Origin of the sequence: Janthinobacterium lyxosi (assembly GCF_051380665.1) — a bacterium.
GTDB lineage: Bacteria > Pseudomonadota > Gammaproteobacteria > Burkholderiales > Burkholderiaceae_D > Janthinobacterium.
The window spans coordinates 166,720-190,909 of the sequence record NZ_JBNYXM010000003.1; the positions used below are offsets into that span (position 1 = coordinate 166,720).

Sequence of the window (24,190 nt, forward strand, 5' to 3'; positions counted from 1 at the left end):
ACAGGCAAAGCAGCACTCAAGCCCGGCCATGATGGCCGGGCCCACAAGAACACAACAGGATTACGGTTTAATTATGGAAGTATCTCGCGTACGGGCCTTGCGTGGCCCTAACCTCTGGAGCCACGACACCGCCGTGGAAGCCATTGTTTCCTGCACCACGCAGGAACTCGACATCGCCCAGCTGCCCGGCTTCGAAGCCCGCCTGCGCGCGCGCTTTCCGCAACTGAGCCCACTGCAACCGCTGGGCAACTACAACGCCGCGCCGATGGCGCAGGTGCTGGAACTGGCGGCGCTTGGCCTGCAGGCGCAAGCCGGCTGCCCCGTCACCTTCAGCCGCACCACGTCGACCCTGGAAACGGGCATCTTCCAGGTCGTCGTCGAATACTCGGAAGAAGCCGTCGGCCGCCTGGCCCTGGAACTGGCGCAGCAGCTGTGCCGCGCAGCGCTCGACGATGCGCCGTTCGACCTGGCCGGCGCCCTGCACCAGTTGCAGGAACTCGATGAAGACGTGCGCCTGGGCCCTTCGACGGGCGCCATCGTCAACGCCGCAGTGGCGCGCAACATTCCGTTCCGTCGCCTGACCGAAGGCAGCCTGGTGACGTTCGGCTGGGGCAGCAAGCAGCGCAAGATCCAGGCCGCCGAAATGGACGGCACCAGCGCCATTGCCGAAGCCATCGCGCAAGACAAGGAACTGACGAAAAAACTGCTCGATTCAGCCGGCGTGCCCGTGCCGCAAGGCCGTGTCGCCATCGACGTGGACGACGCCTGGGCCGCCGCCTGCGAGATCGGCCTGCCCGTCGTCGTCAAACCGAAAGATGGCAACCAGGGCAAGGGCGTCACCGTCAATGTCACCACGCGCGAACAGCTGACGGCCGGCTTCCTCGCGGCGCAGGAATTCCGCGACGATATCCTCGTCGAGCGCTATCTGCCGGGCCACGATTTCCGTTTGCTCGTCATCGGCAACAAGATGGTGGCAGCGGCCCGCCGCGACCCGCCGCAAGTGGTGGGCGACGGCCAGCATACGGTGCGCGAACTGGTCGACCAGGTCAACCTGGACCCGCGCCGCGGCAGCGGCCACGCCACCTCGCTGACGAAAATCCGCTTTGACGACATCGCCCTGGCCAGCCTGGCCAAGCAGGGCTATGTGGCCGAATCCGTGCCGCCCGTGGGCCAGCGCGTGATTTTGCGCAATAACGCCAACCTGTCGACGGGCGGCTCGGCCACCGACGTCACCGTCGACGTGCACCCGGAAGTGGCGGCGCGCGCCGTCGCGGCCGCGCACATGGTGGGCCTGGACATCTGCGGCGTGGACGTCGTTTCTGAAAGCATTTTAAAACCACTGGAAGAGCAGAACGCCGGCATCGTCGAAGTGAACGCCGCACCGGGCCTGCGCATGCACCTGGCGCCTTCGTTCGGCAAGCCGCGCCCCGTGGGCGAAGCCATCATCGCCGCCATGTTTGCCGAAGGCGACGATGGCCGCATCCCTGTCGTTGCCGTCACCGGCACCAACGGCAAGACCACCACAGTGCGCCTGATCGCCCACTTGCTCACCACCTCCGGCCTGCGCACGGGCATGACCAATACCGATGGCGTGTACATCGAGGGACGCCAGATCGACAGTGGCGACTGCAGCGGCCCGCGCAGCGCGCGCAACGTGCTGCTGCACCCGGACGTGGACGCGGCCGTGTTCGAGACGGCGCGCGGCGGCATGTTGCGCGAAGGCCTGGCCTTCGATCGCTGCCAGGTCGCCGTGGTGACCAACATCGGCGCGGGCGACCACCTGGGCCTGAACTACATCACCACCGTGGAAGACCTGGCGGTATTGAAACGCGTGATCGTGCAGAACGTGGCCGACAGCGGCGTGGCCGTCTTGAACGCCACCGACCCTGCCGTGGCGCGCATGGCCAAGAATTGCAGCGGCACGGTGACCTTCTTCGCCGCCGACAAGACGCATCCGGTGATGGCCACGCACCGCGCGCAGGGCAACCGCGTGGTGTACGTGGAAGACGGCAAACTGGTCGCGGCGCAGGGCAAGGAACGCCACGAAATCGCCCTGTCGCAAGTGCCGATCACGCGCAACGGCGCCATCGGCTTCCAGGTCGACAACGTCATGGCGTCACTGGCCGCCGCCTGGGCCGTTGGCCTGGACTGGAAAACCATCGCGCTGGGCCTGAAAACCTTTGCCAATGAAGCCGACAATGCGCCGGGGCGCTTCAACGTATTCGATTATCGTGGAGCCACGCTGATCGCCGACTATGGCCACAATCCGGACGCCATCCTGGCACTGGTGCAGGCCGTGGAAAGCATGCCGGCCAAGCGCCGTTCGGTGGTCATCAGCGGCGCCGGCGACCGCCGCGACGAAGACATCCGCCAGCAGACGGAAATCCTCGGCGCCGCCTTCGACGACGTGCTGCTGTACCAGGACCAGTGCCAGCGCGGCCGCGCCGACGGCGAAGTGGTGGCCTTGCTGCGCCAGGGCTTGAACGGCGCCAAGCGCACCAGCCATATCGATGAAATCAACGGTGAATTCGTCGCCATCGACAAGGCCCTGGCGCGTTTGAACGAAGGCGATCTGTGCCTGATCCTGATCGACCAGGTGGAAGAAGCGCTGGCGCACATCGCCAAGCGCGTCGCCGAAGCGTAAGCGCAGCCTGACTGCATACGAGGGCGGCCTGCGGGCCGCCTTTTTTTACCTTGTGGAATCTAGCCGACATAGGAATTGATCTGGCGCAAGGTGGCGCCGCCAGGCCGCTTTTATGCTGGCAGCTTGACTAGCGAACCCGGCGGGGACAGCATGCGCGATGCACGGCACGTCGACACACAGTTATTTCAACCCGACATCCCGGTGCGGCTCGACATGCGCACGGCGGCGCTGGTCGAGCATGCGCTGGCCTTGCAGGAAATGGCCGGCACGGCCGCCGCCGCCCTGTTCCTGCATTGCCACGACGTGCCGCTGCCCACCGCCTTGCGCGTGCTGACGACGGGACCGTGCCGCACACCGGCCGGGCCGCACCTGTTTGCCCGCCTGCGTCCGCGCACGGCTGCGCTGGCGCAAGGCTTGCCGCTACCGGCGCGCTGACGAATCCTGTACCATCGCCGCAACCTATTCATTTGAGGCACGGCGATGCAGGCAGCAACACCCCACGACTCCTATGCGGCACTGATGGCCCTGATCAAGGCGCGCCATGCGGAACTGAGCCCGCAATTCCAGGCCGGCGCGCGCTACCTGGCCGACCATCCGGACGAGGTGGCCGTGTCATCGATGCGCAGCATAGCCGCGCGCGCGCAGGTGCAATCGGCCGCCCTGGTGCGCCTGGCGCAGCAGCTGGGCTTTGCCGGCTGGCCGGAACTGAAAGCCATCTTCGTGGAACGCCTGCGCGCGGGACCGGCCGGCTACGCGGCAAAAGCCGGTGCGCTGGCCGGCAAAGAAGGGAAAGAGCGCGACCTGGTCACCGAAGTATTCGCGGTGCAGCAGCACAACCTGGCCGCCACGGAAAGCGCCAACCACGCCGCCCTGGACGCGGCCGCCAATCTGCTGCAGGCGGCGCACCGCGTGCATGTGGCCGGCTTTCGCGCCGCCCACCCCATCGCCTACACCTTGCACTACCTGTACCGCCTGCTTCGCCCCAGCGTGCAGCTGCTGAGCGGCCAGGGCGGCACCCTGGAAATGGATTTGCGCGCCCTGCAGGCGGGCGAAGCCGTCGTCGTCGTCAGCTTCGCGCCGTATTCCAGCGAAGCGCTGCTGGTGGCGCAGGCGGCGCGCCAGGCCGGCTGCAGGGTTGTCGCCATCAGCGACAGCGCCATGTCGCCGCTGGCCCTGCAGGCAGACGCCAGCATCGTCATCGCCGTCGACAGCCCCTCGTTCTTCCCTTCCATCGTGGCCGGCATCGCCGCCGTGGAAAGCCTGGTGGAATTGCTGGTGGCACGCGCCGGGCCGCAGGCGGTGGACGCCCTGGGCGCGGCGGAGGCGCAATTGCGCGCGCTGGGGGCGTATGCGCGTCCTTAATTAGTCACCACCTTGACCTGCTTGACGTCGAGCGTCGACTCGCCAAAGGTTTCCTTGTCGAACTTGCCGCTCAATTCCACCAGGGTGGTGTGGTCGATCGTGACGCCTTCGGGGAAGCGCTTGGCGTCGATCTCCACGGTCATCTTGCCGCTGGCGTCGGCGAACTCATAATGCTCGCCGCCCTTGTGGCTGAGCAATTTACCTTTCACCTTGACGTACTGGTCGTCCTTGCCCTTGGCCAGCAATTCCTTGGCGCTGATCAACGCCACGCTCGATGGACCGGCATAACCTGCCGGCGCTGATGCGGCCTTGCTCGATGGTCCGCTGTAGCCGGCTGGTTGGGCGATGGCGAAGGCCGAGCCGGCGAGCAAGGCGGTGATGCAGGAGAGTTGGATAAGCTTTTTCATGGTCAGTCCTTGGGTGGTGGTCAGTGGAAGTCATGGCCTGCCGCGTGATCGCAGGCACGGACACATTACACCGGGCGGACATTAACCGTATCTTAAGGTGTGGCCGAGGGCGGCAGGTCGGGTGGCAGGTCGAGCACCACGCCCAGGCCGCGACCGTCCAGGCCGGCGCCAAACGCCAGTGCGATACCATGCAGGTCGGCAATGCGCTTGACGATGGACAGTCCGAGTCCGCTGCCGCCCTGGCCCTGCCCCAGCACGCGAAAAAAACGCTCGGCGAGTCGCTGCCGGCTGGCCGCGTCGACACCGGGGCCATCGTCGCGCACGGCGATGCGGGCGCGGCCAGCGTAGCTGCCCGCCGCGATCTCGACCCGACTGCCGGCCGGGCAATAGCGCAGCGCGTTATCGACCAGATTGCGCAGCATGATGTCCAGCATCCGGGCATCGGCATGCACCGCGTCCAGCTCGCAGCGCACGCGCAGGGTGATGCCGCGCCGGGCCGCCTCGCCTGCATGCGCGGCCAGCAGTTGCTCCAGCAAGGGCGCCAGCGCCACCGGCTGGCTCGCCAGCTGCGCGCGCGCCAGCGGGTCCAGCCGAGCCAGGGTCAGCAGGCTGTCGACCAGCGCCGTCACGCGCGCAATATCCTGGCGCAGCTTCTGAAACGCCGTGACCAGCTGCGGATGCTGGCGTTGCAGCAGCTGCACATGCATGTGCAAGCCCGCCAGCGGCGTGCGCAGCTCATGCGCGGCGTCGGCCGTAAAGCGGCGCTCGGCCTGCAGCGCCGCGTCCAGGCGCGCCAGCACGCCGTTCAGCGCCTGCACGATGGGCAGCAGCTCGCGCGGCTGCCCGGCTGTCGGCACTTGCTCCAGGTCGTCCGGCGATTTGCCGGCAATGGCCGACGCGGTCTGGCGCAAGGGTTTTAACACGCGCCCCGTCAATATCCAGCAGACCAGCGCCAGCAGCCCCAGAAAACCCAGCACCGGCAGCCACAGATGCTCGGCCAGTTCTTCCAGGATATCGAAGCGCTTCTTGTATTTTTGCCCGACCTGCACCTCGAAATGACGCTCGTCGTCGCGCACCACGAACACCCGCCAGCGGCGCTGGTCCACCTCGGGATCGGCAAAACCGTGCCGGCCATCAAAACCTGTCACGAAAGGCCGGGCCGGCGCGCCGCGGGTACGCTGCAATACGCGGCCATCGGCCACAATCTGGTACTGCATGTCGACCTTGCGTTCCGGCCCGCCCCCCGGCCGCGACGACGCCAGCAGCCCGCGTTCGTCCCAGTCGGTGGTGGCGGCCAGGATCATGTAACCGGACTCCTCCAGCGCATCGTCGAACACCTCGTTGGTCTCGCGCCAGGCGATCACGGTGACGATGCCCAGGCTGGCCAGCCACAGCACGGTGCTGGCGGCAACGATCGCGGCCAGCAGACGCCGCCGCAGCGACCACAGTGGTGCGATACCCGCACCGGTATCTTTAACTGCCATCGCTTTTCAGCCGGTAACCCAGGCCGCGCACGGTGACGATGCTGTCGCCGCCGAATTTCTTGCGCAGATTGTGTATATACACTTCGATGGCGTTGCTTTCCACTTCATCGCCCCAGCCATACAAGGTTTCTTCGATCTGGGCGCGGGTGACGATGCTGTTCTTGCGCAGCAGCAGCGCATACAGCACGTGGTACTCGCGCGCGGTCAGGGCGATGGGCAAGCCGTCCAGGCTGGCCTGCCTGGTTTCCAGGTTGAGGGACATGCCGGCGTGCGCCAGCGCATTGCTCGCCTGATTCGCGCCGCGCCGTACCGCCGCCCGGATGCGCGCCGACATTTCCTCCAGCTCGAAGGGTTTGACCAGGTAATCGTCGGCTCCCATATCCAGCCCGTCGACCCGGTCGGCCAGGGCGTTAAAGGCGGTGATCAACATCACCGGAACAGGATTGCCGGCCGCCCGCAGGCGGGCCAGCAAGGCGTCGCCGCTCATGCCCGGCAAGCCACGGTCAAGCAGCACGCAGTCATAGTGATGCGTCAGCAGCGCAGTGTGCGCAGAATCGCCGCGCTGGACCCAATCGACCGCATGCTGGTCCAGCCGCAGCCAGGCGAGGATGGTCTCGCCAAGGGAAATATCATCTTCGACTAGCAAAATGCGCATGGGCGTAACTCGGGAGTGAAAGGAAAACGTTGCCAGTATGGCGGGGAAATTGTGCAGCCTATGCTGCACTGGCAAGATGAACCGAATCTTAAGGATATAACAGGGAACGCAGCGGATGCACAAAACATCGAATGATGAAATTTAGTATAATAAACAACAAATGTTGTAAATTGACGTGCGGCATTCTATACTCGGCTTTCTCCCATCGCAGAAAGAAAGCCACCCATGAGCCATGTCTTCCACCGCAGCCTGAGCACCAGCTACCCTGTCGCCATGGCGGGCGACGGGCCCCACCTGATCGATGCCGAAGGCAAGCGCTACCTGGACGCCTGCGGCGGCGCGGCAGTCTCGTGCCTCGGCCATGCGGATGCGGCCGTGATCGCCGCCGTACAGCGGCAGATTGCCACGATGGCCTACGCGCACAGCTCGTTTTTCACCAGCGAACCAATGGAGCAGCTGGCCGATTTCCTCGTCGCCCGGGCGCCATCCGGCATCGACAGCGTATATTTCGTCTCGGGCGGCTCGGAAGCGGTGGAAAGTGCGCTCAAGCTGGCCCGCCAGTATTTCGTCGAACGGGGCCAGCCGCAGCGCCGCCACGTCATCGCCCGCCGCCAGAGCTACCACGGCAACACCCTGGGCGCGCTGGCCACGGGCGGCAACGCCTGGCGCCGCCAGCAGTTCGAGCCGTTGCTGATCGGCGTCACCCATGTGTCTCCCTGCTATGCTTACCGCGACCAGCCGGCCTATGAAACGGAGGGCGATTACGTGGCGCGCCTGGGCCAGGAACTGGAAGACAATATCGCCGCACTGGGCGCAGACAACGTCATGGCCTTTATCGCCGAACCCGTCGTCGGCGCGACAGCCGGCGCCCTGCCCGCCGTCACCGGCTACTTCCAGCACATGCGCGACATCTGCCAGCGCCACGGCATCCTCCTGATCCTCGACGAAGTCATGTGCGGCATGGGCCGCACGGGCAGCCTGTTCGCCTGCGAGCAGGAAGCCATCACGGCCGACCTGATCTGCATCGCCAAGGGCCTGGGCGCCGGCTACCAGCCCATCGGCGCCGTGATGGTATCCAAGGAGATCTGCGACACGATCCGCGCCGGCACGGGCTTCTTCCAGCATGGCCACACGTATATCGGCCACGCCACGGCCTGCGCCGCCGCCCTGGCCGTGCAACAGCAGATCGAGGAACGCGATTTATTAAGCAATGTGCGCGCCATGGGCGGCTTGCTGAAAGAGCGGCTGCATGCGCGTTTCGATGACCATGCGCATGTGGGCGACATCCGCGGCCGCGGCCTGTTCCTGGGGCTGGAACTGGTGCAGGACCGGGCCAGCAAGCAGCCGTTCGACCCGGCCCGCCGCCTGCACGCGCGCATCAAGGCGCACGCCATGCAAGGCGGGCTGATGTGCTATCCCATGGGCGGCACCATCGACGGCCTGCACGGCGACCACATCCTGCTGGCGCCGCCCTACATCATCGACGCCAGCCACGTCGATGAGCTCGTCGACAAGCTGGGCAAGGCCATCGACGCCAGCCTGCGCTAAACGCGCCCGCTATTGCCCACGGTGGACATCAGGCTGGCGCCGCAGCTGGTCTTGTGCCCGTCAAACGCCACGCGCACGCCATCGATCAACACCTGCGGATCGCCTTCGGCGATCACGCAGCGCACGTGGCCTTTTATCGGGCAGACGCAAGGGTCGCCCTTGCGCGCCACGGCCACACCCAGCACCGTACTGTTCGGCGCCGCCCCCACCACCTTGCCGCCATGGCTGGTGGGGTCGTTCAAGCGGATCACGCCACGCATCATGCCTCCCTGTCCTTGTCCAGCGCATCACCAGGGCACGTGTCCATGCGGTGACGTTCCCACAGACATTATGAGGCGTTACGCGCCAGTCATCATTGCATTCGAACGCAGTGACGGCGTGCCCTCTGCCGTAGCAGCCATAACCATCGGGCTGCAACTTTTGTTCACTCCTTGCCAATATTAATTGACTTATTCGAAACAATCGTTTTAAATCAGGAAGTTACTCAAAATCAATCATCTTGGGCATTCAAACATCGCATTGCCCTTTCCGATGCTTGACGTCCACGCTGATGCACTCTGAAGCCAAGGTATATGGAACTGCTCGACTCCCTGCGTCAGACCCCGTCGCAAGACGACATTATCAGCGGGCACTACGAAGTGCGCCGCTTGCTGGGCGAAGGCGGTTTCGGCCATGTATTCGAAGCCTGGGATGCCAAGCTGTGCCGCAGCGTGGCGCTGAAACGCCTGAAACCGCAAGCCGACGTGCTGCATCCCGAAAAACTCATCAATGAAGCGCGCCTGGCCGCCTCGCTCAAGCATGCCGCCTTCGTGCGCATTTTCGCCATCGAGGGCCAGGGCACGGGCCAGTCCATCGTCATGGAACTGGTCGAAGGCCAGACGCTGGGGCAATTCATGCACAGTGGCAAGGCCGACCTGCAAGCGGCGCTCGACATCGCCTACCAGATCGCCGACGCCATGGACGAGGCGCACGCCATGGACCTCGTGCACGGAGACTTGAAACCGTCGAACCTGATGCTGGAAGCGGAGGGCAAGGTGCGCATCCTCGACTTCGGCCTGGCCCGCCACATCGACCCGCAAGCGACGCAAACGACCACCCTGTGCGACTTGCAGGGCACCATCGCCTACATGGCACCCGAACGCCTGATGGGCCGCCTGCCCGACACGCGCGGCGACGTCTACGCGCTGGGCGCCATGCTGTACGAAATGCTGGCCGGCCAGCGCCACTTCGCTCACCTGAACGGCCTGGCCCTGGCCGCCGCCCACATGCAGGCGACGGAAGCCTGGCCCGACTTGCCTGAAACGGTGCCGCCCACCATCAACGCCCTCGTGCGCTCGATGACGGCGCACGACCCGGCCGAACGGCCACGCACCATGCGCGACGTGCGCGAGGCGATAGGGGCGCAGTGCGGGGAAGCTGTCACCGTGGCTGCGCCCCTTGCTGACGAGACGCCCGCGAAGGAAGAACCGCCCGCCACGGTCTCCATTCGCCTGCCCCTGCCCCGCAAGCGCACGCTGAAATGGGGCGCGAGCGTGGCGCTGCTGGCGGTACTGGCAGGATGGCAGCTGCCCAATATCATTCCTGCCGTCAAGTCGTTCGTCACGGGCGAAAAGGCGCCCGCGCCGTATTCGGAAATGGCCAGCATGGCGGCGGGGATGGAGGCGTTGCGGGTGTTTGATCGCGATACGAGCCAGGCGCAGGCGATTGAGCATTTCAGCACCGTGCTCAAGCACAATCCGACCAGTGCTGCTGCTGCAGCTGGACTATCCATCGCCTACAGCCTGCGCTACATTGGCAATGGTCGTGACGACACTTGGCTGCAACGGGCCGATGCCAGCGCGCAACAGGCAATCGCATCGGACAACCAGTTGGCACTCTCCCATGTAGCGCACGCCTGGGTACAAGAACTGAAAGGACAACGAGAGGCCGCTCTTACTGCCGTCTCTGCTGCACTCAATCTTGACCCGCAAAACTTGCTTGCGCTTGTAGGTAAGATACGATTGCTAATAAATTCGAAACAATTTGAACTAGCGCAAAAGACCATTGACACGGCGTTGGGCATACATCCACGCGAACGTCTTTTCTACTTGATGCAAGGCGTGCTGCATTATCGTCAAGCAGCCTATTTTGAATCAGAAACAGCATTTCGCAAAACGATAGAACTTGACCCGCGATCATCCAACGCATATGCCTATCTAAATGCCGCTCTGCTGCGCCAAGACCGCAACGATGAGGCATTACGCGTCTTACAACAAGGTCTACAAATCCAGCCACACTGGGAACTCTATAACAATTTAGGCACGTCCTTGTTCGCCAAAGCAGATTATTTAGGCGCGGTAGAAGCGTTTAAAAATGCAGTATCCTCAAGCAAAGGAAGTCCGGGAACTTACCTCCTATGGGCCAATCTCGCCGACGCTCAGCGCTGGATCCCTGCTCAGGCGGCAGCATCCAAAGATTCCTACCAGCACGCCATTGCACTTCTAACTCCAATCTTGCAGCGCCGACCTGAGAATGCAACTTTCCACTCCCATATGGCACTGTATCAAGCTTACGTAAATAAAAAACAAGAAGCCCTGACACGGCTCAAGCAAGCCATGAATATGTCCAAAGATGTGGCTGATGTGCAATTCCGTGCCGCACTAACTTATGAGCTGATCGGCAACCACGACGAGGCGTTAACGGCATTAATTCAGGCCGTCACACTCGGCTACCCACTCAATCTGATCGAAACGGCACCCGATCTGTTGAACCTCAGGCGAGATACTCGCTACCAGCAATTTATTATTAACCTGAAAAGAGATCGTAAAACATGACGCATGTGAGCCCTTGGATGAAACTATCCGTACATTTTGACGCGGACCAGACCAGCAGCGAGTTGGACTACAAATTTACCTCCTGCGATGGCACGGCAGATCCCCGCCACGGCGAATACATGGGCGGCGTGCATTTCCAGCAAGGGCAACATGTCTATCTCGATATCAATTGCTGCGGTTCCAAAAAAAGCGGCTTTACCTCGTTTCAGGTCGTCGATTGCTGCATCATTACCATTCCACAACTGACGCAGATCGGCCCGAATGTGCCAACCGTTTACGCGGCACCGTCGCCATTCCTGCAAGCCATTGGTGCGACCTATCCCTTACAGCTGGATTTTGAATCCCAGTTGCTGCCGCAGGACCCTGAGCTACCCGACCTGCGCCGTATCCGCCAGGAATGGAAACATACTCTTGACGTGGGACATACGAAAGGTCGCTGGGAATTGTCCTTCGTCCTGACCGTCCGCATACTGCGTGGGGACGGCGTACAGCCGGAGCTACGCGTGTTCGCCTTCGATCCAGAAAGCTCGGTCGGCGGCACCGTAGACATGGGCTAAGCTGGCAACGTAGTATCTCGCCACCAGAATGTATCCAAGCCGCGCCACCTCCACCGGCGCGGCTTTTTCACATCCGCACGCAATACGCCGCCCCGCCTGCCGAAAGCGGTAAAATGACGGCCTTGAACCCAAGCTCCGCCCCCCTGGCGCGGTCTTGAATGCACACAGCACCACACACAGCCCGGCAGGCAGGCATTTTCCGGCCGCCGGACCAACGACAAAGAACACATGACCACCGTCCCAAAAGAAATCAACGCCGCCGCGGCAAAGAAAAATTCGGCTGAAAAGCTGACTCCGATGATGCAGCAATATCTGGGTATTAAGGAAAACCACCCGACGATGTTGGTCTTCTACCGCATGGGCGATTTCTACGAGCTGTTTTTCGAGGATGCGGAGAAAGCGTCGCGCCTGCTGGGCATTACCTTGACGGCGCGCGGCGTGGCCAGTGGCAATCCGATCAAGATGTGCGGCGTGCCGTTTCATTCGCTCGATGGCTATCTGGCCAAGCTGGTCAAGCTGGGCGAGTCGGTGGCCATTTGCGAACAGATCGGCGACCCGGCCACCAGCAAGGGTCCCGTCGAGCGCAAGGTCATGCGCGTCGTCACGCCCGGCACCCTGACGGATGCGGACTTGCTGCCAGAGAAGGCCGAGCGCCCGCTGCTGGCCATGTGCAGCATCACGCAGCGCAAGACGGTGACGACGGGCCTGGCCTGGCTGTCGCTGGCCAGCGGCGCCTTGAAGCTGATGGAATTTTCCGGCGACAGCAGCACCGTGGCGGCGCGATTGCAACAGGAGCTGGAGCGCATCGTGCCGGCCGAAATCTTGAGTGGCGACAATGGCAACCTGTTTGACGACTACGCGGGCACGCACATCAACCGCGTGCCGGACTGGCATTTCGATGTAGTGGGCGGACACAAGGCCCTGCTCGATCAGCTGAAAGTGGCGACACTCACCGGTTTTGGCGCCGATGGCCTCGGTGCCGCGTTCGGCGCGGCCGGCGCGCTGCTGCGCTATGCGCAGTCGACGCAGGGACGCGGCTTGCAGCACGTGCGCTCTTTGATCACGGAAACGGAAAGCGAATTCATCGGCCTGGATGCGGCCACACGGCGCAACCTGGAGCTGACGGAAACCATCCGCGGGCAGGAATCGCCCACTTTATTTTCCCTGCTGGACCATTGCCGCACGGCCATGGGCTCGCGCATGCTGCGCCACTGGCTGCACCATGCGCGGCGCGACCAGAACGTGGCGCGCGCGCGCCATGAAGCCATCGCCGCGCTGGCGCAAAGCGAAGCGGCGGGGCCTTTGGCCGCCACCCTGGCGCAAGTACCCGATATCGAACGCATCACCACGCGCATCGCGCTGCTGTCGGCGCGTCCGCGCGACCTGGCCGCCCTGCGCGACGGCTTGCTGCAACTGCCGGCCCTGCGCGGCGACGTGGTGCGTTGTTATGGTCCTGGCCAGGGCGGCGAAACAGGTTTGCTGGCCGCCATCCACGCGGCACTGGCGACACCGACCGCCTGCCTGGACTTGCTGGTGCGCGCCGTGGCGCAGGAACCGGCCGCCATGGTGCGCGATGGCGGCGTGTTTGCCACCGGCTTCGACGCCGAACTCGACGAACTGCGGGCCCTGTCGGAAAACGCGGGCCAGTTCCTGCTCGACCTGGAAACGCGCGAACGCGCACGCACGGGCATCGCCAACCTGCGCGTCGAATACAACAAGGTGCACGGCTTCTATATTGAAGTCACGCACGGCCAGACGGACAAGGTACCGGACGACTACCGCCGCCGCCAGACCCTGAAGAACGCCGAACGCTACATCACGCCCGAACTGAAAGTGTTCGAAGACAAGGCCCTGTCGGCGCAAGACAAGGCCCTGGTGCGCGAAAAACTGCTGTACGACCTGCTGCTGGCCGAACTGGCGCCGCACATCGGCACCTTGCAAACCATTTCACAGGGCCTGGCCCAGCTCGACACCCTGAATGCGCTGACGGAACATGCGCAGCAGCACAACTGGGCCGCGCCGCAACTGGTCGACGAGCCGTGCATCAACATCGTCGAAGGCCGCCATCCCGTGGTGGAAAAGCAGATCGAGCGCTTCATCGCCAACGATTGCCGCTTCGTCAACGAGCGCCGGCTGCTGCTGATTACCGGCCCGAACATGGGCGGCAAATCGACCTTCATGCGCCAGGTGGCATTGATCACCCTGCTGGCCTACGTGGGCAGCTACGTGCCGGCCGCTTCCGCCACCATCGGTCCCATCGACCGCATCTTCACGCGCATCGGCGCCACCGACGACCTGGCGGGCGGACGCTCGACCTTCATGGTGGAAATGACGGAATCGGCCGCCATTTTGAACGGTGCCACCGAGCATTCGCTGGTGCTGATGGATGAAGTGGGCCGCGGCACCTCCACCTTCGACGGCCTGGCCCTGGCGTGGGCCATCGCGCGCCATCTGATCGACAGCAGCCGTAGTTTTACCCTGTTTGCCACGCACTACTTTGAGCTGACGCAACTGCCAGACAGTCACCCGAGCGCCGCCAACGTGCATTTGTCGGCCGTCGAACACAAGGACAGCATCGTCTTCCTGCACGCCGTGCAGGCCGGTCCCGCCTCGCAAAGCTACGGCTTGCAGGTGGCGCAACTGGCCGGCGTGCCGCAGCCCGTGATCAAGGCCGCGCGCAAGCACCTGGCGCGCCTGGAAGCGCAAGCGCTGGACGCCACGCCGCAGCGCGACCTGTTCGCGCTGCCCTCCGCCGATCCGTATGCGCAAGAGGAAGAAGAGGAAGCGGCGCCGCTGGCCGCGCTGAATGCGGCGCAGCAAGCCTTGCTCGACGCGATCGCCGACCTCGATCCCGATGCGCTCACGCCGCGCGATGCGCTGGAGCAGTTGTATCAGTTGAAACGGCTGGCCGCCGCATGACCATACGGCGCAGCATCGCCAGCCTGCGCCTGCTGGCGGCCGGCCTGCTGGCCGCCAGCCTGCAGTGGCAAGCGGCGCTGGCCGCCCCGGGCGACCAGGCCGGCTTCGAGTTTGCCGTGCTGGGCCATTCCTTCAACGCGGGGCCGGACGATGGCCCCCTGAAAAAAGCCATCGCCGACACCAGCGCCTTCAATGCCTCCTTCGTGGTGGCCACCGGCATCAAGGCCGCCAGTGAATCGTGCAGCGACAAGCTGTATGGCCAGCGCAAGGATTTGCTGGACGCCAGCGGGCCGCCGCTGATCGTCTCGCTGTCGGCCAGCGACTGGGCCAACTGCCGCAATTCGCGCGGCAGGGTCAACGCCATCGAACGCCTGAACCGCTTGCGCGACGTGTATTTCGCCGACGACCAGAGCCTGGGCCAGCGCAAGCTGACCCTGTCGCGGCTGTCATCGACGGCAAAGTTCCGCAGCTATGCGGAAAACGCCCACTGGGAGTATGGCGGTGTGCTGTTCGCCACCATCAACCTGCCCGCGAATAACAACCATTTCCTGCCAGAAGCGGGACGCAACAGCGAATTCGAAGACCGCCTGGTCGCCAACCGCTCCTGGCTGCAGCGCCTGTTCGCCATGGCACAGCGCAAGCAACTCGACGGCATCGTGCTGTTTTCCGATGGCGACGTGGGCGTGCTGGATGAAGACGACAATTCGCTGCTGCCCAGCTTCAGTTCGAAACAGGATGGCTTTGCCGGACCACGCAAGCAGGTCCGCGCGCTGGCGAAGAAATTCAGCGGCAAGGTCTTATTGGTCGATACGCAGCGCAATGGCGACGCGGGCGGCAAGGAAGACAAGAGTAGAAAGGCCGCCGCCAGGGCAGGCGGGCCGAAAATCAGCTGGAAAGGCAACCTGGGTCACGTCAGCATCGACAACGACTGGTCGGCCATCGCCGTACGGCCCGGCAAGACGCCATTCTTTGAGGTACGTCAACGGGCCGTCAGGCCATCGGCGCAAGCAAGAGCCAAGGCGTCGACTGTGCGCCGTTAGTAGCTGCGGCACAAATGAACAGGCCGGCATATAGCCGGCCTGGAACAAGCGATATTAATGGATAGGATGAGTGCGGAAGTGGTCGCCCTCTTCGCCGTCGCCTTCATCATCTTCATCGCCATGGTCATGGCCGTGTGCACCATGCACGTGGCCATGGGCGATTTCTTCGTCGGTGGCTACACGTACGTCAGCGACGGTCAGCGAGAAGCGCAGCGCGATGCCGGCCAGTGGATGGTTGCCGTCCAGCACGACCTTGTCGTCGGCGATATCGGTCACCGTGAAGATCATCGCTTCTTCGTCCGGCGAATCGCTTTCCGGCATGCCTTCGAACTGCATGCCCACTTCCAGCGGCTCAGGCAGGCGATTGCGCGGCTCGACCTTCACCAGGGCTGGATCGTATTCACCGAAAGCATCATCCGGTTCGATCTGGATCGTGTTGGAATAGCCAACTTCCTTGCCGTCGAGCTCTTCTTCGATCTTCGGCAGGGTATTTTCATAATCACCGTGCAGGTAGACCATCGGCTGACGGCCATCTTCGATCAGATTGTCTTGCGCGTCTGACAGTTTGTAGTTGACAGTCACGACCGTATTTTTGGCAATCTTCATTATGCTTCCTTTCATTGTATAAGCTGGCAAATTATACCTTCACGCCGCCAACGGCAGGCGCATTCCTGCATTTCCGGTTGTTATAATGGGCGCATGAAAAAATTAACTCTCCTCGGCGATATCACGCCGGCGCAATTCCTGCGCGACTACTGGCATAAAAAACCCTTGTTGATCCGTCAAGCCGTGCCTGGCTTCAAGGCGCTGTTCGATTTCAAGGCCCTGGCCGAGCTGGCCACCCTGGACCACGTCGAATCGCGCCTGGTCAGCCATGCGGATGGCCACTGGAACATGCAGCAAGGCCCACTGACCAGCCTGCCCTCACTGAAACAGAAGGAATGGACCTTGCTGGTGCAGGGCGCCAACCTGCACAGCGCCAAGGCCGACGCCCTGCTGCGCCAGTTCCGTTTCCTGCCGGATGCGCGCCTGGACGACCTGATGGTCAGCTTCGCCACCGATGGCGGCGGCGTGGGCCCGCATTTCGATTCCTACGACGTGTTCCTGCTGCAAGGCCAGGGCAAGCGCCACTGGCGCATCGGTGCGCAGAAGGACCTGAGCCTGATCGACGGCTTGCCGCTGAAAATCCTCAGCAACTTCACGCCTGACGAAGAATTCACGCTGGAACCGGGCGACATGCTGTACCTGCCGCCCCACTACGCGCACGACGGCGTGGCCATCGGCGACTGCCAGACGTATTCGATCGGCTTCCGCTCACCCACGTTCCAGGAACTGGGCGAAGCTTTCCTGCAATTCATGGCCGACTCGATCGACTTGCCGGGCATCTACAGCGATCCCGACTTGAAAGCGTCGGGCAAACCGGCGGAAATCCCCCGTGAAATGCTCAGCATCATCACGGAAGAAATAAACAAGGTGCGCTTCACGGAAGAAGACGTGACCATCTTCCTGGGCGAACACCTGTCGGAACCGAAACACAATGTGTTTTTCACGCCGCTGTCCAAGCCGTTGACGGTGGGCCGCTTCGCGGACGCCGCACAGAAAAAGGGCGTCGTGTTGTCGCGCAAGACGTTGATGCTGTATCGTGGCAAGAATGTCTTCATCAATGGTGAATCGTTTGCCATTGGCAAGGCCGACAAAACGGCCCTGGAAACCCTGGCCAACGAACGCGCCCTCGATGGCGCCGCCGTGGCCCAGGCTTCCGATGACGTGATGGATGCGTTATATACCTGGTATCAGGATGGCTGGATCGAACTGGCCTGAATGATCGTGGCGTAGCAAAGTGGTATTACAGTAGATGAAATGACAGCATCTGCGTTAGCGCAATGAAACATATTATTTTTATATCGTTTTGTCGCGCTTTCGCAAATCGCTTACACTTGCTTGCAATTTGCTTCGGCAAATATTGCGATATCACAAAATAGTTGCGAATTTGCCTCTTGTTCCTATTGCGACGCACCAAAAATCGCTATAATATTCGGTTAGGAAGTTTCCGTTGTCTGGCAGGCACCACCTGGTACGAAAAGCCTTCGAAGACGACCTAACGAGCGATAATTACCGGTAATTATTCATCGCAACAATATTGATTTATTTTTTGAAATAATTAAGGAAAACAAATGAAAAAATCCCTGCTGATCGCCTCCCTGATGGTTGTTGCTCTGGCTGCTTGCAGCAAAAAAGAAGAAGCTCCTGCACCAGCACCAGTAGTTGAAACCCCAGCACCAGCACCAGTAGTTGAAGCCGCTCCAGCTGCTGCTGCTGACGCTGCTGCTTCGGCCGCTACCGACGCTGCTGCTGCTGCTTCGGCTGCCGCTTCGGCCGCTACCGACGCTGCTTCGGCTGCTTCGGCTGCTGCATCGGCTGCTAAGTAATTTAGCACCCCGCAGGAAAGAAAGCCGGCCTTCGGGCCGGTTTTTTTGCGTCCACAGTTTTATCCGCAAGATAAAACACTGGCAATCGGCAATAAAAAAGCTGGCCCGGGTTCCCGGGCCAGCTTTTTTAATGTGCGGCAGGTTCTGATGCCTGCCGCGAATGCACTGCTTATTTCAGCTGATCGTTCAGCAAGCCCAGGATCTTCTCGGCCACTGGCGAGGTATCGGGTTTGCCTTCGTTGCTGAGGATGCTGACCAGGCTGGTCGAGCCATTGCCGGCCTTGACCAGGACGCGGTAGCGCTGCGCTTCCTTGTCCTTGTCGGACGACGAGCCCCAGCTGAACAGTTTCGAGAAGAAACCATCTTTCTTGACAGCATCAGGATCGACGTAACGCACGAAATACGTGCCTTGCGTGCGGTCGCGGTCTTCCACCGTAAAGCCGACCCGGTCCAGCGCCAGTCCGACACGGCGCCAGGCGCGGTCGAAACCTTCATCGACTTCGATGGCGCGCGCCGGCGTGGCGGCGTCGCCGACCAGCTTGGCGTGCAGCGGCTGCACGATGGCGGCGTCGACGGCCGTCTTCGCTTGCGCCTCGTCGCTGGCCGCGCCCAGGCGCGTCATCAGCTTGGCCAGGAATTGCGCTTCCAGGCCCGGATCGTTGGGACGTGCGGTCCAGGTGGTGGTTTCCTTGTCGCGGCCCGTGACCACCTCTTCCACGCCACGGTGGCTGATGTAGATCTCGGTCGAACCGTCAGCCAGGCGCTCCACGCGGGTGCGGAACTTGTCTTTTTCACCCGTCGAGTACATCGAATCGAAGGCCTTGCCGATGGTGTTGCGGATAAAGTCCTGCGGCAGCTTGGCGCGGTTTTCGTTCCACTCGGTTTCCATGATGCCAGCCGTCGGCTGGTCGATGGCGACGGTAAAGCCGGAATCTTCCCAGAACTGCTTGAGCTGCGGCCACAGCACTTCAGGCGACTGCTTGACGACCAGCCAGCGCTGGTTGCCCGCGCGCTCGACCTTGACGCCACCGGCCGTGACAGGCACGACACCCACCACGCCGTCGGCGCCCACAATGACGGGCGTACCGGCCGTGGCGTTGCGCTGCGCGTTGTAGCCGGAAGCCGTGGCCACACCGTTTTTCGCATCCGGCAGGGTGTAGCGGTTGTCCTGCTGCAATTGCGTCAGGTCAGGCGGCACGTCCAGGGTGCCGGCTTTCTTGACCGACTTGTAGTCGACCTTGTCGCCGCCGACTACCGAACTGATCATGCCGCAGCCCGCGAGGCTGGCTGCGATGGCGCCGATGACGATGCCGCGGACGGCGATGGTGGCAGGCGCCGATTGGTTTTTCTTGCAATTAGTCATGTCGTAACTGGATAAGAAGCTAAGTAGCAGCTGGAATCAGGGAAGGTCCGGACTGGTCAAGTCCGGGCTTGAAGTTCGGCCTTAAGACAGGATGCCGGCGTCGCGCAAGGCATCGCGCACGATAGCATGGCAATTTTCAGCCAGTGGCACCAGTGGCAAGCGTATGCCGGCCGGCATCAGGCCCATTTCGGCCAGCGCCCATTTGACGGGCACCGGGTTAGGCTCGACAAACAATTTCTGGTGCAGAGGAAAAACTTTGTTATTGATGGCGATTGCCGTGGCACGCTCGCCCGCCATGGCCGCGACGCACAGTTCGTGCATGGCGCGCGGCGCCACGTTGGCCGTCACGGAGATGTTGCCGTGGCCGCCGCAGAACATCAGCGCCATGGCCGTCGGATCGTCGCCCGAGTACACGGCAAAGTCCGCTGGCACGAGGCGCAGCAGGTCGATGCCACGGCCGATATTGCCGGTCGCATCTTTCACGCCGACAATATTCGGGATGGCGGACAGGCGCACGATGGTCTCGTTGCTCATGTCGGCAACCGTGCGGCCAGGCACGTTGTACAGGATGACGGGAATGTCGACGGCTTCGGCGATGGCCTTGAAGTGCTGGTACATGCCTTCCTGGGTAGGACGGTTGTAGTACGGCACGACTTGCAGGACAGCATCGGCGCCCGCTTCTTTCGCGTAGCGCGTCAGTTTGATGGCCTCGGCCGTGGAGTTACCTCCGGCGCCGGCGATGATAGGAATGCGTCCCTTGGCATGTTCGACGGTCAACTGGATCAGTTCGCAGTGTTCTTCCACGCTGACCGTTGCCGATTCGCCCGTCGTGCCAACGATGACGATGCCGTCCGTACCCTCGGCGATATGCCAGTCGATCAGCTTGCGCAGACCTGGAAAGTCCAGACTGCCGTCTGCGTGCATCGGGGTGACGATTGCTACAATGCTGCCCTTGATCATAGTAAGTTTATAGCGCCGATAAATAAAACAACGATTGTAGCGGATAGCCCGCGCCTGTGGTGCATTCTGACATGGTAAGGCCGCTCAAAACGTCGGCAGCAGGGCTGCCAACCGTGGAAAATCCGGCCTGACGGCGCAAATTCGTTGCACGAGAGCAGCTTTTGGCTGTTCCACGCGTCCATCCTCATACGCTACCACACGCAAGCCCTGCCGCACCGCCCAGCTCAGCATTTCCCCTTCCTTCAGCAGGAATTTCGGATTCGACGGCTTGCCGAACTGCTCATTGCCTTCCGCAAAGGTTTCATACAGCAGCACGCCATCGGGAGCCAGGCTGGCCACCATGGCTTCCAGCAGGGGCCGGTGCAGATAATTGGTGACGACGATGCCGGCAAAGCGGCCGGAAGCGAAGGGCCACACGGCGCCCGGCGCCTCCAGGTCCACCAGCGAGGTGGTGATGCCCGTGCCGGCCGCCTTTTCCAGCATTTCCGGATCATGGTCGAGCGCGATGACGGGGTGGCCCAGGCTCACCAGGTGACGCGCATGGCGGCCTGCGCCACAGGCCAGGTCCAGCACTTCGCCGCCCGGGATCAGGGGCGCCCAGCGGCGCAGCCAGCCGGAAATCGCTTCGGTTTCTACTATTGGTTCAGTTACTTGCATCGGTACTTCCATCAATTATTTGCATACATCCAGTTGCGGGCATCAAGTCAATAGTGCCGTCAGGGGCGTGACCAGGGTGACAAAAATGCCAATGACAAATTCGATCGCCGCCAGCAAGGCGCGGTTCAATATGCCCGTGTACATCAGCAGCACCAGGGCGCCGAACACATACAGGCTGTAGCGTTCGATGCTGGCGTAAGGACGCGCCAGTTGCATCGGCAGCAAGCCCGTCATGATGCGTCCGCCATCGAGGGGCGGCACGGGAATCAGGTTAAAGACAAACATGGCCGCATTCACGCTGACGCCGGCACCGGCCATCTTGCGGAAAAACATGCCCATTTCCGTCGGCGGCATGACGCTAAGGACGACAAAGGCGATCATCCAGCCCAGGCCCATGACGAAATTGGCGCCAGGACCGGCAAACGCCACCCACGCCATCTGCTTCTTCGGATTGCGCAGGCGACTGAAGTCGACGGGCACCGGCTTGGCATAACCAAACGGCACCTGGATCGTGAAATACAGTATCAAGGGCAGCAATATCGTGCCGAAAGGATCGATATGCCGGATGGGATTGAGGCTCAGCCTGCCCTCGTTCGAAGCCGTGGGATCGCCGAAATAGCGGGCGGCGTAGCCATGCGCCGCCTCATGCAGGGAAATGGCAAACAGCACCGGCACCAGGTACACCGCAACGGTCTGGACTATCGTATTGAAATCGCTCATGACCGCGATTCTACCAGAGGCGTACTGGCGCCTTTCTTATGTTGCCATTAAAGATAGGTAAATCCGGCGCCCTGCGCCAACCGCTACAAGCCCAGCACGGCCGGGTCGCCGCGTCCCACGCGCACCACTTCCGGCTCCGCACCCGTCAGGTCGATCACGGTGCTGGGGCCATGCGCGCAGACGCCGCCATCGATGATCAGGTCGACCAGTTTTTCCAGGCGCTCGCGGATCGTCTCGGCATCCGTCAGGCTGTCTTCGTCACCGGGCAGGGTCAGGGTGGCGCCCAGCAGCGGCTGGCCCAGCTCGTCCAGCAGGCTTTGCACGATGCGGTGCTGCGGCACGCGCAGGCCGATGGTCTTGCGCGAAGGATGGCTGAGGCGACGCGGTACTTCCTTGGTCGCTTCCAGGATGAAGGTGTAAGCGCCCGGCGTGGCGGCCTTGAGCAGACGGAACTGGCGGTTGTCGACGCGGGCATACACGCCCAGCTCGCTCAAGTCGCGGCACAGCAAGGTCAGGTGATGCTTTTCATCCACGCCACGGATGCGGCGCAGGCGCTCGACGGCGCCCTTGTCGTCGAGCTGGCACACCAGCGCGTAGCAGGAGTCGGTGGGCAAGGCCACGACGCCGCCGGACTGGATGATTTGCGCCGCCTGCTTGATCAGGCGCAATTGCGGATTCTCAGGGTGAATATGAAAAAATTGACTCATGTGTAAGCGTTCTGGCGAACCAGCTTGTTAAGTTAGCATTATTGTACGCCGCGCAGCGCGGCAATACGTTGTTCGAGAGGCGGATGGGTGGCAAACAGCGCGCCCCAGCCGCCTTTGCCGCCGCTGATGCCCAGCGCCTGCATCGATTGGGGCAGTTCGCCCGGCGGCACGCCGCCCAGACGGGCCAGCGCATGCATCATCGGCGTCGGGCTGCCCAAGAGCTTGGCAGAACCGGCATCGGCGCGAAATTCGCGCTGGCGCGAGAACCAGGCCACGATGATGGAAGCGAGCAAGCCAAAGATCACTTCGCACACCATGACGGTGACGAAATAGCCGATGCCGCGTCCGCCGCCTTCGCGGTTGTTATTTTTCAACAGTACATTATCGACAAAGAAACCCACCACGCGGGCCATGAAGACGACAAAGGTATTCACCACGCCCTGGATCAGGGTCAGGGTGACCATGTCGCCATTCGCGACGTGGGCGATCTCGTGGCCCAGCACGGCTTCGACTTCATCGCGGTTCATGCTTTGCAACAAGCCCGTCGAGACGGCCACCAGCGCCGAATTTTTGAAGGCGCCCGTGGCAAACGCATTCGCGTCACCTTCATACACGGCCACTTCCGGCATGCCGATGCCGGCCCGCTCGGACAGCGCGCGCACGGTATTGACCAGCCACAATTCGGTTGACGAGGTGGGGTTATCGATCACGCGCGCGCCCGTGCTCCACTTGGCCATCGGCTTGCTGATCAACAGCGAAAAGATCGACCCCGTGAAGCCCACCACCAGCGAAAACACCAACAGGCTGCCCAGGTTCAGGGTGCTGCCCCGCGCTGGGTTGCCCACGCCCAGCAAGCTGAGGACGAGCGACAGCACCAGCATCACGGCCAGGTTGGTGGCAATAAAAAGGACGATACGTTTCATGGGCGTTGGCTCCGGAAAATAATAATAACTAAAAGATAAGTATGCGCTCGCGACTCTTCAAGCCCCCGCGCGGCAGACGCAGGCCAGCCGTGCCCTAGAACCAGTCGTGCCAGATGGGTGTGACGTTGGCTGGCAAGGGCGGCAGCATGGCAAAATCCACGCGCGACTCGCCTGGCGCATGGAAATCCGTGCCGCGCGAAGCGAGGAAGCCGTAGGCGTTGGCCAGCTGCGCGTATTGCGGATACTGGTCCGGACTGTGGCTGCCCGTGACGACTTCGATGGCCACGCCACCGAGTTGCTTGAATTCATCGAACAGCACGCCTTGCGCCATGTCGCTGAAGCGGTAGCGGCCCGGATGGGCGATGACGGCCACGCCGCCCGCGCCGCGTATCCAGCCCACCGCTTCGGCCAGGGTGGCCCAGCGGTGTTCGACGTAGCCCGGCTTGCCTTCCGACAGGTATTTCTTGAACACGTCAGGGATATTCGCACATTTCCCCGTTTCAACAATGTAGCGGGCAAAATGCGTGCGCGACATCAGATCCGGGTTGCCGACAAATTTCAAGGCCCCTTCATAGGCATCGGGGATGCCGGCCAGGTCCAGCTGGCGGGCGATCTCGCGGCCGCGCGCGTCGCGCCCGGAACGCGTCTGGTGCAATCCCTGCACGAGACCGGGATTGTTTTCATCGACTTGCAAGCCTACGATGTGCACGGTCTGGCCGGCCCAGGTGATGGATATTTCCACGCCGGCCACGAAACGCATGCCCAGGTCCAGCGCGGCCGTGCGCGCGGCGGCGATACCGGACACTTCATCGTGGTCCGTCAGCGCCCACACATCGACGCCCGCGCGGCAAGCATACGCAGCCACGGCAGCGGGCGCGAGCACGCCGTCGGAAATATTCGAATGACAATGCAGGTCGACTTTAAGCATACGAAAACAATACCCTGCACGGGCTCAGCATGAAAGAAGTTTTCATTGTACGCTGCTTGCCCGATAAGGAAGTC

22 protein-coding genes are annotated in these 24,190 nt (G+C 62.4%); 10 read left to right on the top strand and 12 right to left on the bottom strand.

All coding sequences use genetic code 11. The features are described 5' to 3' along the window. The first annotated feature begins 73 nt into the window (after positions 1 to 73). The 3 genes from cphA to ACQ4WP_RS04125 all read left to right on the top strand — a co-directional run bounded on the left by cphA (position 74) and on the right by ACQ4WP_RS04125 (position 4,006). Entirely contained in the window at positions 74 to 2,644 is a 2,571-nt protein-coding gene (gene cphA, locus ACQ4WP_RS04115; protein WP_436518803.1) for a cyanophycin synthetase, read from the top strand. 123 nt (positions 2,645 to 2,767) lie between these two features. Beyond that, positions 2,768 to 3,079, top strand: coding sequence for a hypothetical protein (locus ACQ4WP_RS04120; RefSeq protein WP_436518804.1), 312 nt, complete (start codon positions 2,768 to 2,770; stop codon positions 3,077 to 3,079). A 45-nt stretch (positions 3,080 to 3,124) separates the two neighbouring features. Then, positions 3,125 to 4,006, top strand: a complete 882-nt coding sequence (locus tag ACQ4WP_RS04125; RefSeq protein WP_436518805.1) for a MurR/RpiR family transcriptional regulator — start codon at positions 3,125 to 3,127, stop codon at positions 4,004 to 4,006. On the opposite strand, the gene ACQ4WP_RS04130 is transcribed toward ACQ4WP_RS04125, so the two are convergent. From ACQ4WP_RS04130 to ACQ4WP_RS04140, 3 genes are all read right to left on the bottom strand, one after another. After that, positions 4,003 to 4,413, bottom strand: coding sequence for a YgiW/YdeI family stress tolerance OB fold protein (locus tag ACQ4WP_RS04130; RefSeq protein ID WP_436518806.1), 411 nt, complete (start codon positions 4,411 to 4,413; stop codon positions 4,003 to 4,005). The two genes, ACQ4WP_RS04125 and ACQ4WP_RS04130, sit on opposite strands and share 4 nt — an antisense overlap. Before the next feature lie 92 nt (positions 4,414 to 4,505). Next, a complete protein-coding gene (locus ACQ4WP_RS04135) occupies positions 4,506 to 5,897 on the bottom strand; it encodes an ATP-binding protein (RefSeq protein WP_436518807.1) in 1,392 nt (463 codons plus the stop codon). Further along, positions 5,887 to 6,552: a response regulator gene (locus tag ACQ4WP_RS04140; RefSeq protein WP_436518808.1), complete on the bottom strand. Its 666-nt coding sequence runs from the start codon at positions 6,550 to 6,552 to the stop codon at positions 5,887 to 5,889. Before ACQ4WP_RS04140 ends, ACQ4WP_RS04135 begins: the two co-directional genes overlap by 11 nt. 225 nt (positions 6,553 to 6,777) lie before the next feature. Between ACQ4WP_RS04140 and ACQ4WP_RS04145 the strand changes: the two genes are divergently transcribed. After that, entirely contained in the window at positions 6,778 to 8,100 is a 1,323-nt protein-coding gene (locus ACQ4WP_RS04145) for an aspartate aminotransferase family protein (protein WP_436518809.1), read from the top strand. Here the strand turns inward: ACQ4WP_RS04145 and ACQ4WP_RS04150 are convergent. Further along, positions 8,097 to 8,360 (bottom strand): PAAR domain-containing protein, encoded by a 264-nt coding sequence (locus tag ACQ4WP_RS04150; protein ID WP_436518903.1) that lies wholly within the window; start codon positions 8,358 to 8,360, stop codon positions 8,097 to 8,099. The genes ACQ4WP_RS04145 and ACQ4WP_RS04150 overlap by 4 nt on opposite strands. 312 nt (positions 8,361 to 8,672) lie before the next feature. On the opposite strand from ACQ4WP_RS04150, the gene ACQ4WP_RS04155 reads away from it, so the two are divergent. From ACQ4WP_RS04155 to ACQ4WP_RS04170, 4 genes are all read left to right on the top strand, one after another. Then, positions 8,673 to 10,913, top strand: a complete 2,241-nt coding sequence (locus tag ACQ4WP_RS04155) for a serine/threonine protein kinase (protein ID WP_436518810.1) — start codon at positions 8,673 to 8,675, stop codon at positions 10,911 to 10,913. 17 nt (positions 10,914 to 10,930) lie between these two features. After that, positions 10,931 to 11,470: an LbetaH domain-containing protein gene (locus tag ACQ4WP_RS04160; RefSeq protein WP_436518811.1), complete on the top strand. Its 540-nt coding sequence runs from the start codon at positions 10,931 to 10,933 to the stop codon at positions 11,468 to 11,470. A gap of 228 nt (positions 11,471 to 11,698) precedes the next feature. After that, entirely contained in the window at positions 11,699 to 14,389 is a 2,691-nt protein-coding gene (mutS, locus tag ACQ4WP_RS04165; protein ID WP_436518812.1) for a DNA mismatch repair protein MutS, read from the top strand. Continuing rightward, a complete protein-coding gene (locus ACQ4WP_RS04170) occupies positions 14,386 to 15,429 on the top strand; it encodes a hypothetical protein (RefSeq protein ID WP_436518813.1) in 1,044 nt (347 codons plus the stop codon). The genes mutS and ACQ4WP_RS04170 overlap by 4 nt, the downstream gene beginning before the upstream one ends. Positions 15,430 to 15,483: 54 nt before the next feature. Here ACQ4WP_RS04170 and ACQ4WP_RS04175 read toward each other — a convergent pair whose 3' ends face one another. Further along, positions 15,484 to 16,035, bottom strand: coding sequence for an FKBP-type peptidyl-prolyl cis-trans isomerase (locus ACQ4WP_RS04175; protein ID WP_426071739.1), 552 nt, complete (start codon positions 16,033 to 16,035; stop codon positions 15,484 to 15,486). A 93-nt stretch (positions 16,036 to 16,128) separates the two neighbouring features. Between ACQ4WP_RS04175 and ACQ4WP_RS04180 the strand changes: the two genes are divergently transcribed. Next, on the top strand, positions 16,129 to 17,250 hold the full coding sequence (locus ACQ4WP_RS04180; RefSeq protein ID WP_436518814.1) for a JmjC domain-containing protein: 1,122 nt from the start codon (positions 16,129 to 16,131) through the stop codon (positions 17,248 to 17,250). Positions 17,251 to 17,603: 353 nt separating this feature from the next. Further along, positions 17,604 to 17,858 (top strand): flagellar basal body L-ring protein FlgH, encoded by a 255-nt coding sequence (locus tag ACQ4WP_RS04185; protein ID WP_043462404.1) that lies wholly within the window; start codon positions 17,604 to 17,606, stop codon positions 17,856 to 17,858. A gap of 169 nt (positions 17,859 to 18,027) precedes the next feature. Here the strand turns inward: ACQ4WP_RS04185 and bamC are convergent, their stop codons facing one another. From bamC to ACQ4WP_RS04220, 7 genes are all read right to left on the bottom strand, one after another. Then, a complete protein-coding gene (gene bamC, locus ACQ4WP_RS04190; RefSeq protein ID WP_436518815.1) occupies positions 18,028 to 19,221 on the bottom strand; it encodes an NlpB/DapX family lipoprotein in 1,194 nt (397 codons plus the stop codon). 81 nt (positions 19,222 to 19,302) lie between these two features. After that, a complete protein-coding gene (gene dapA, locus ACQ4WP_RS04195) occupies positions 19,303 to 20,181 on the bottom strand; it encodes a 4-hydroxy-tetrahydrodipicolinate synthase (protein WP_436518816.1) in 879 nt (292 codons plus the stop codon). Between the two features lie 84 nt (positions 20,182 to 20,265). Continuing rightward, positions 20,266 to 20,838, bottom strand: coding sequence for a class I SAM-dependent methyltransferase (locus ACQ4WP_RS04200; protein WP_436518817.1), 573 nt, complete (start codon positions 20,836 to 20,838; stop codon positions 20,266 to 20,268). A gap of 42 nt (positions 20,839 to 20,880) precedes the next feature. Beyond that, positions 20,881 to 21,558 carry a site-2 protease family protein gene (locus ACQ4WP_RS04205; protein ID WP_436518818.1) on the bottom strand — a complete coding sequence of 226 codons (678 nt, stop codon included), beginning with the start codon at positions 21,556 to 21,558 and terminating at the stop codon, positions 20,881 to 20,883. An 83-nt stretch (positions 21,559 to 21,641) separates the two neighbouring features. Next, on the bottom strand, positions 21,642 to 22,265 hold the full coding sequence (locus ACQ4WP_RS04210; RefSeq protein ID WP_436518819.1) for an L-threonylcarbamoyladenylate synthase: 624 nt from the start codon (positions 22,263 to 22,265) through the stop codon (positions 21,642 to 21,644). Between the two features lie 38 nt (positions 22,266 to 22,303). Further along, a complete protein-coding gene (htpX, locus tag ACQ4WP_RS04215) occupies positions 22,304 to 23,188 on the bottom strand; it encodes a protease HtpX (RefSeq protein ID WP_436518820.1) in 885 nt (294 codons plus the stop codon). A gap of 94 nt (positions 23,189 to 23,282) precedes the next feature. After that, positions 23,283 to 24,116, bottom strand: coding sequence for a 3',5'-nucleoside bisphosphate phosphatase (locus tag ACQ4WP_RS04220; protein ID WP_436518821.1), 834 nt, complete (start codon positions 24,114 to 24,116; stop codon positions 23,283 to 23,285). Positions 24,117 to 24,190: the final 74 nt, after the last annotated feature.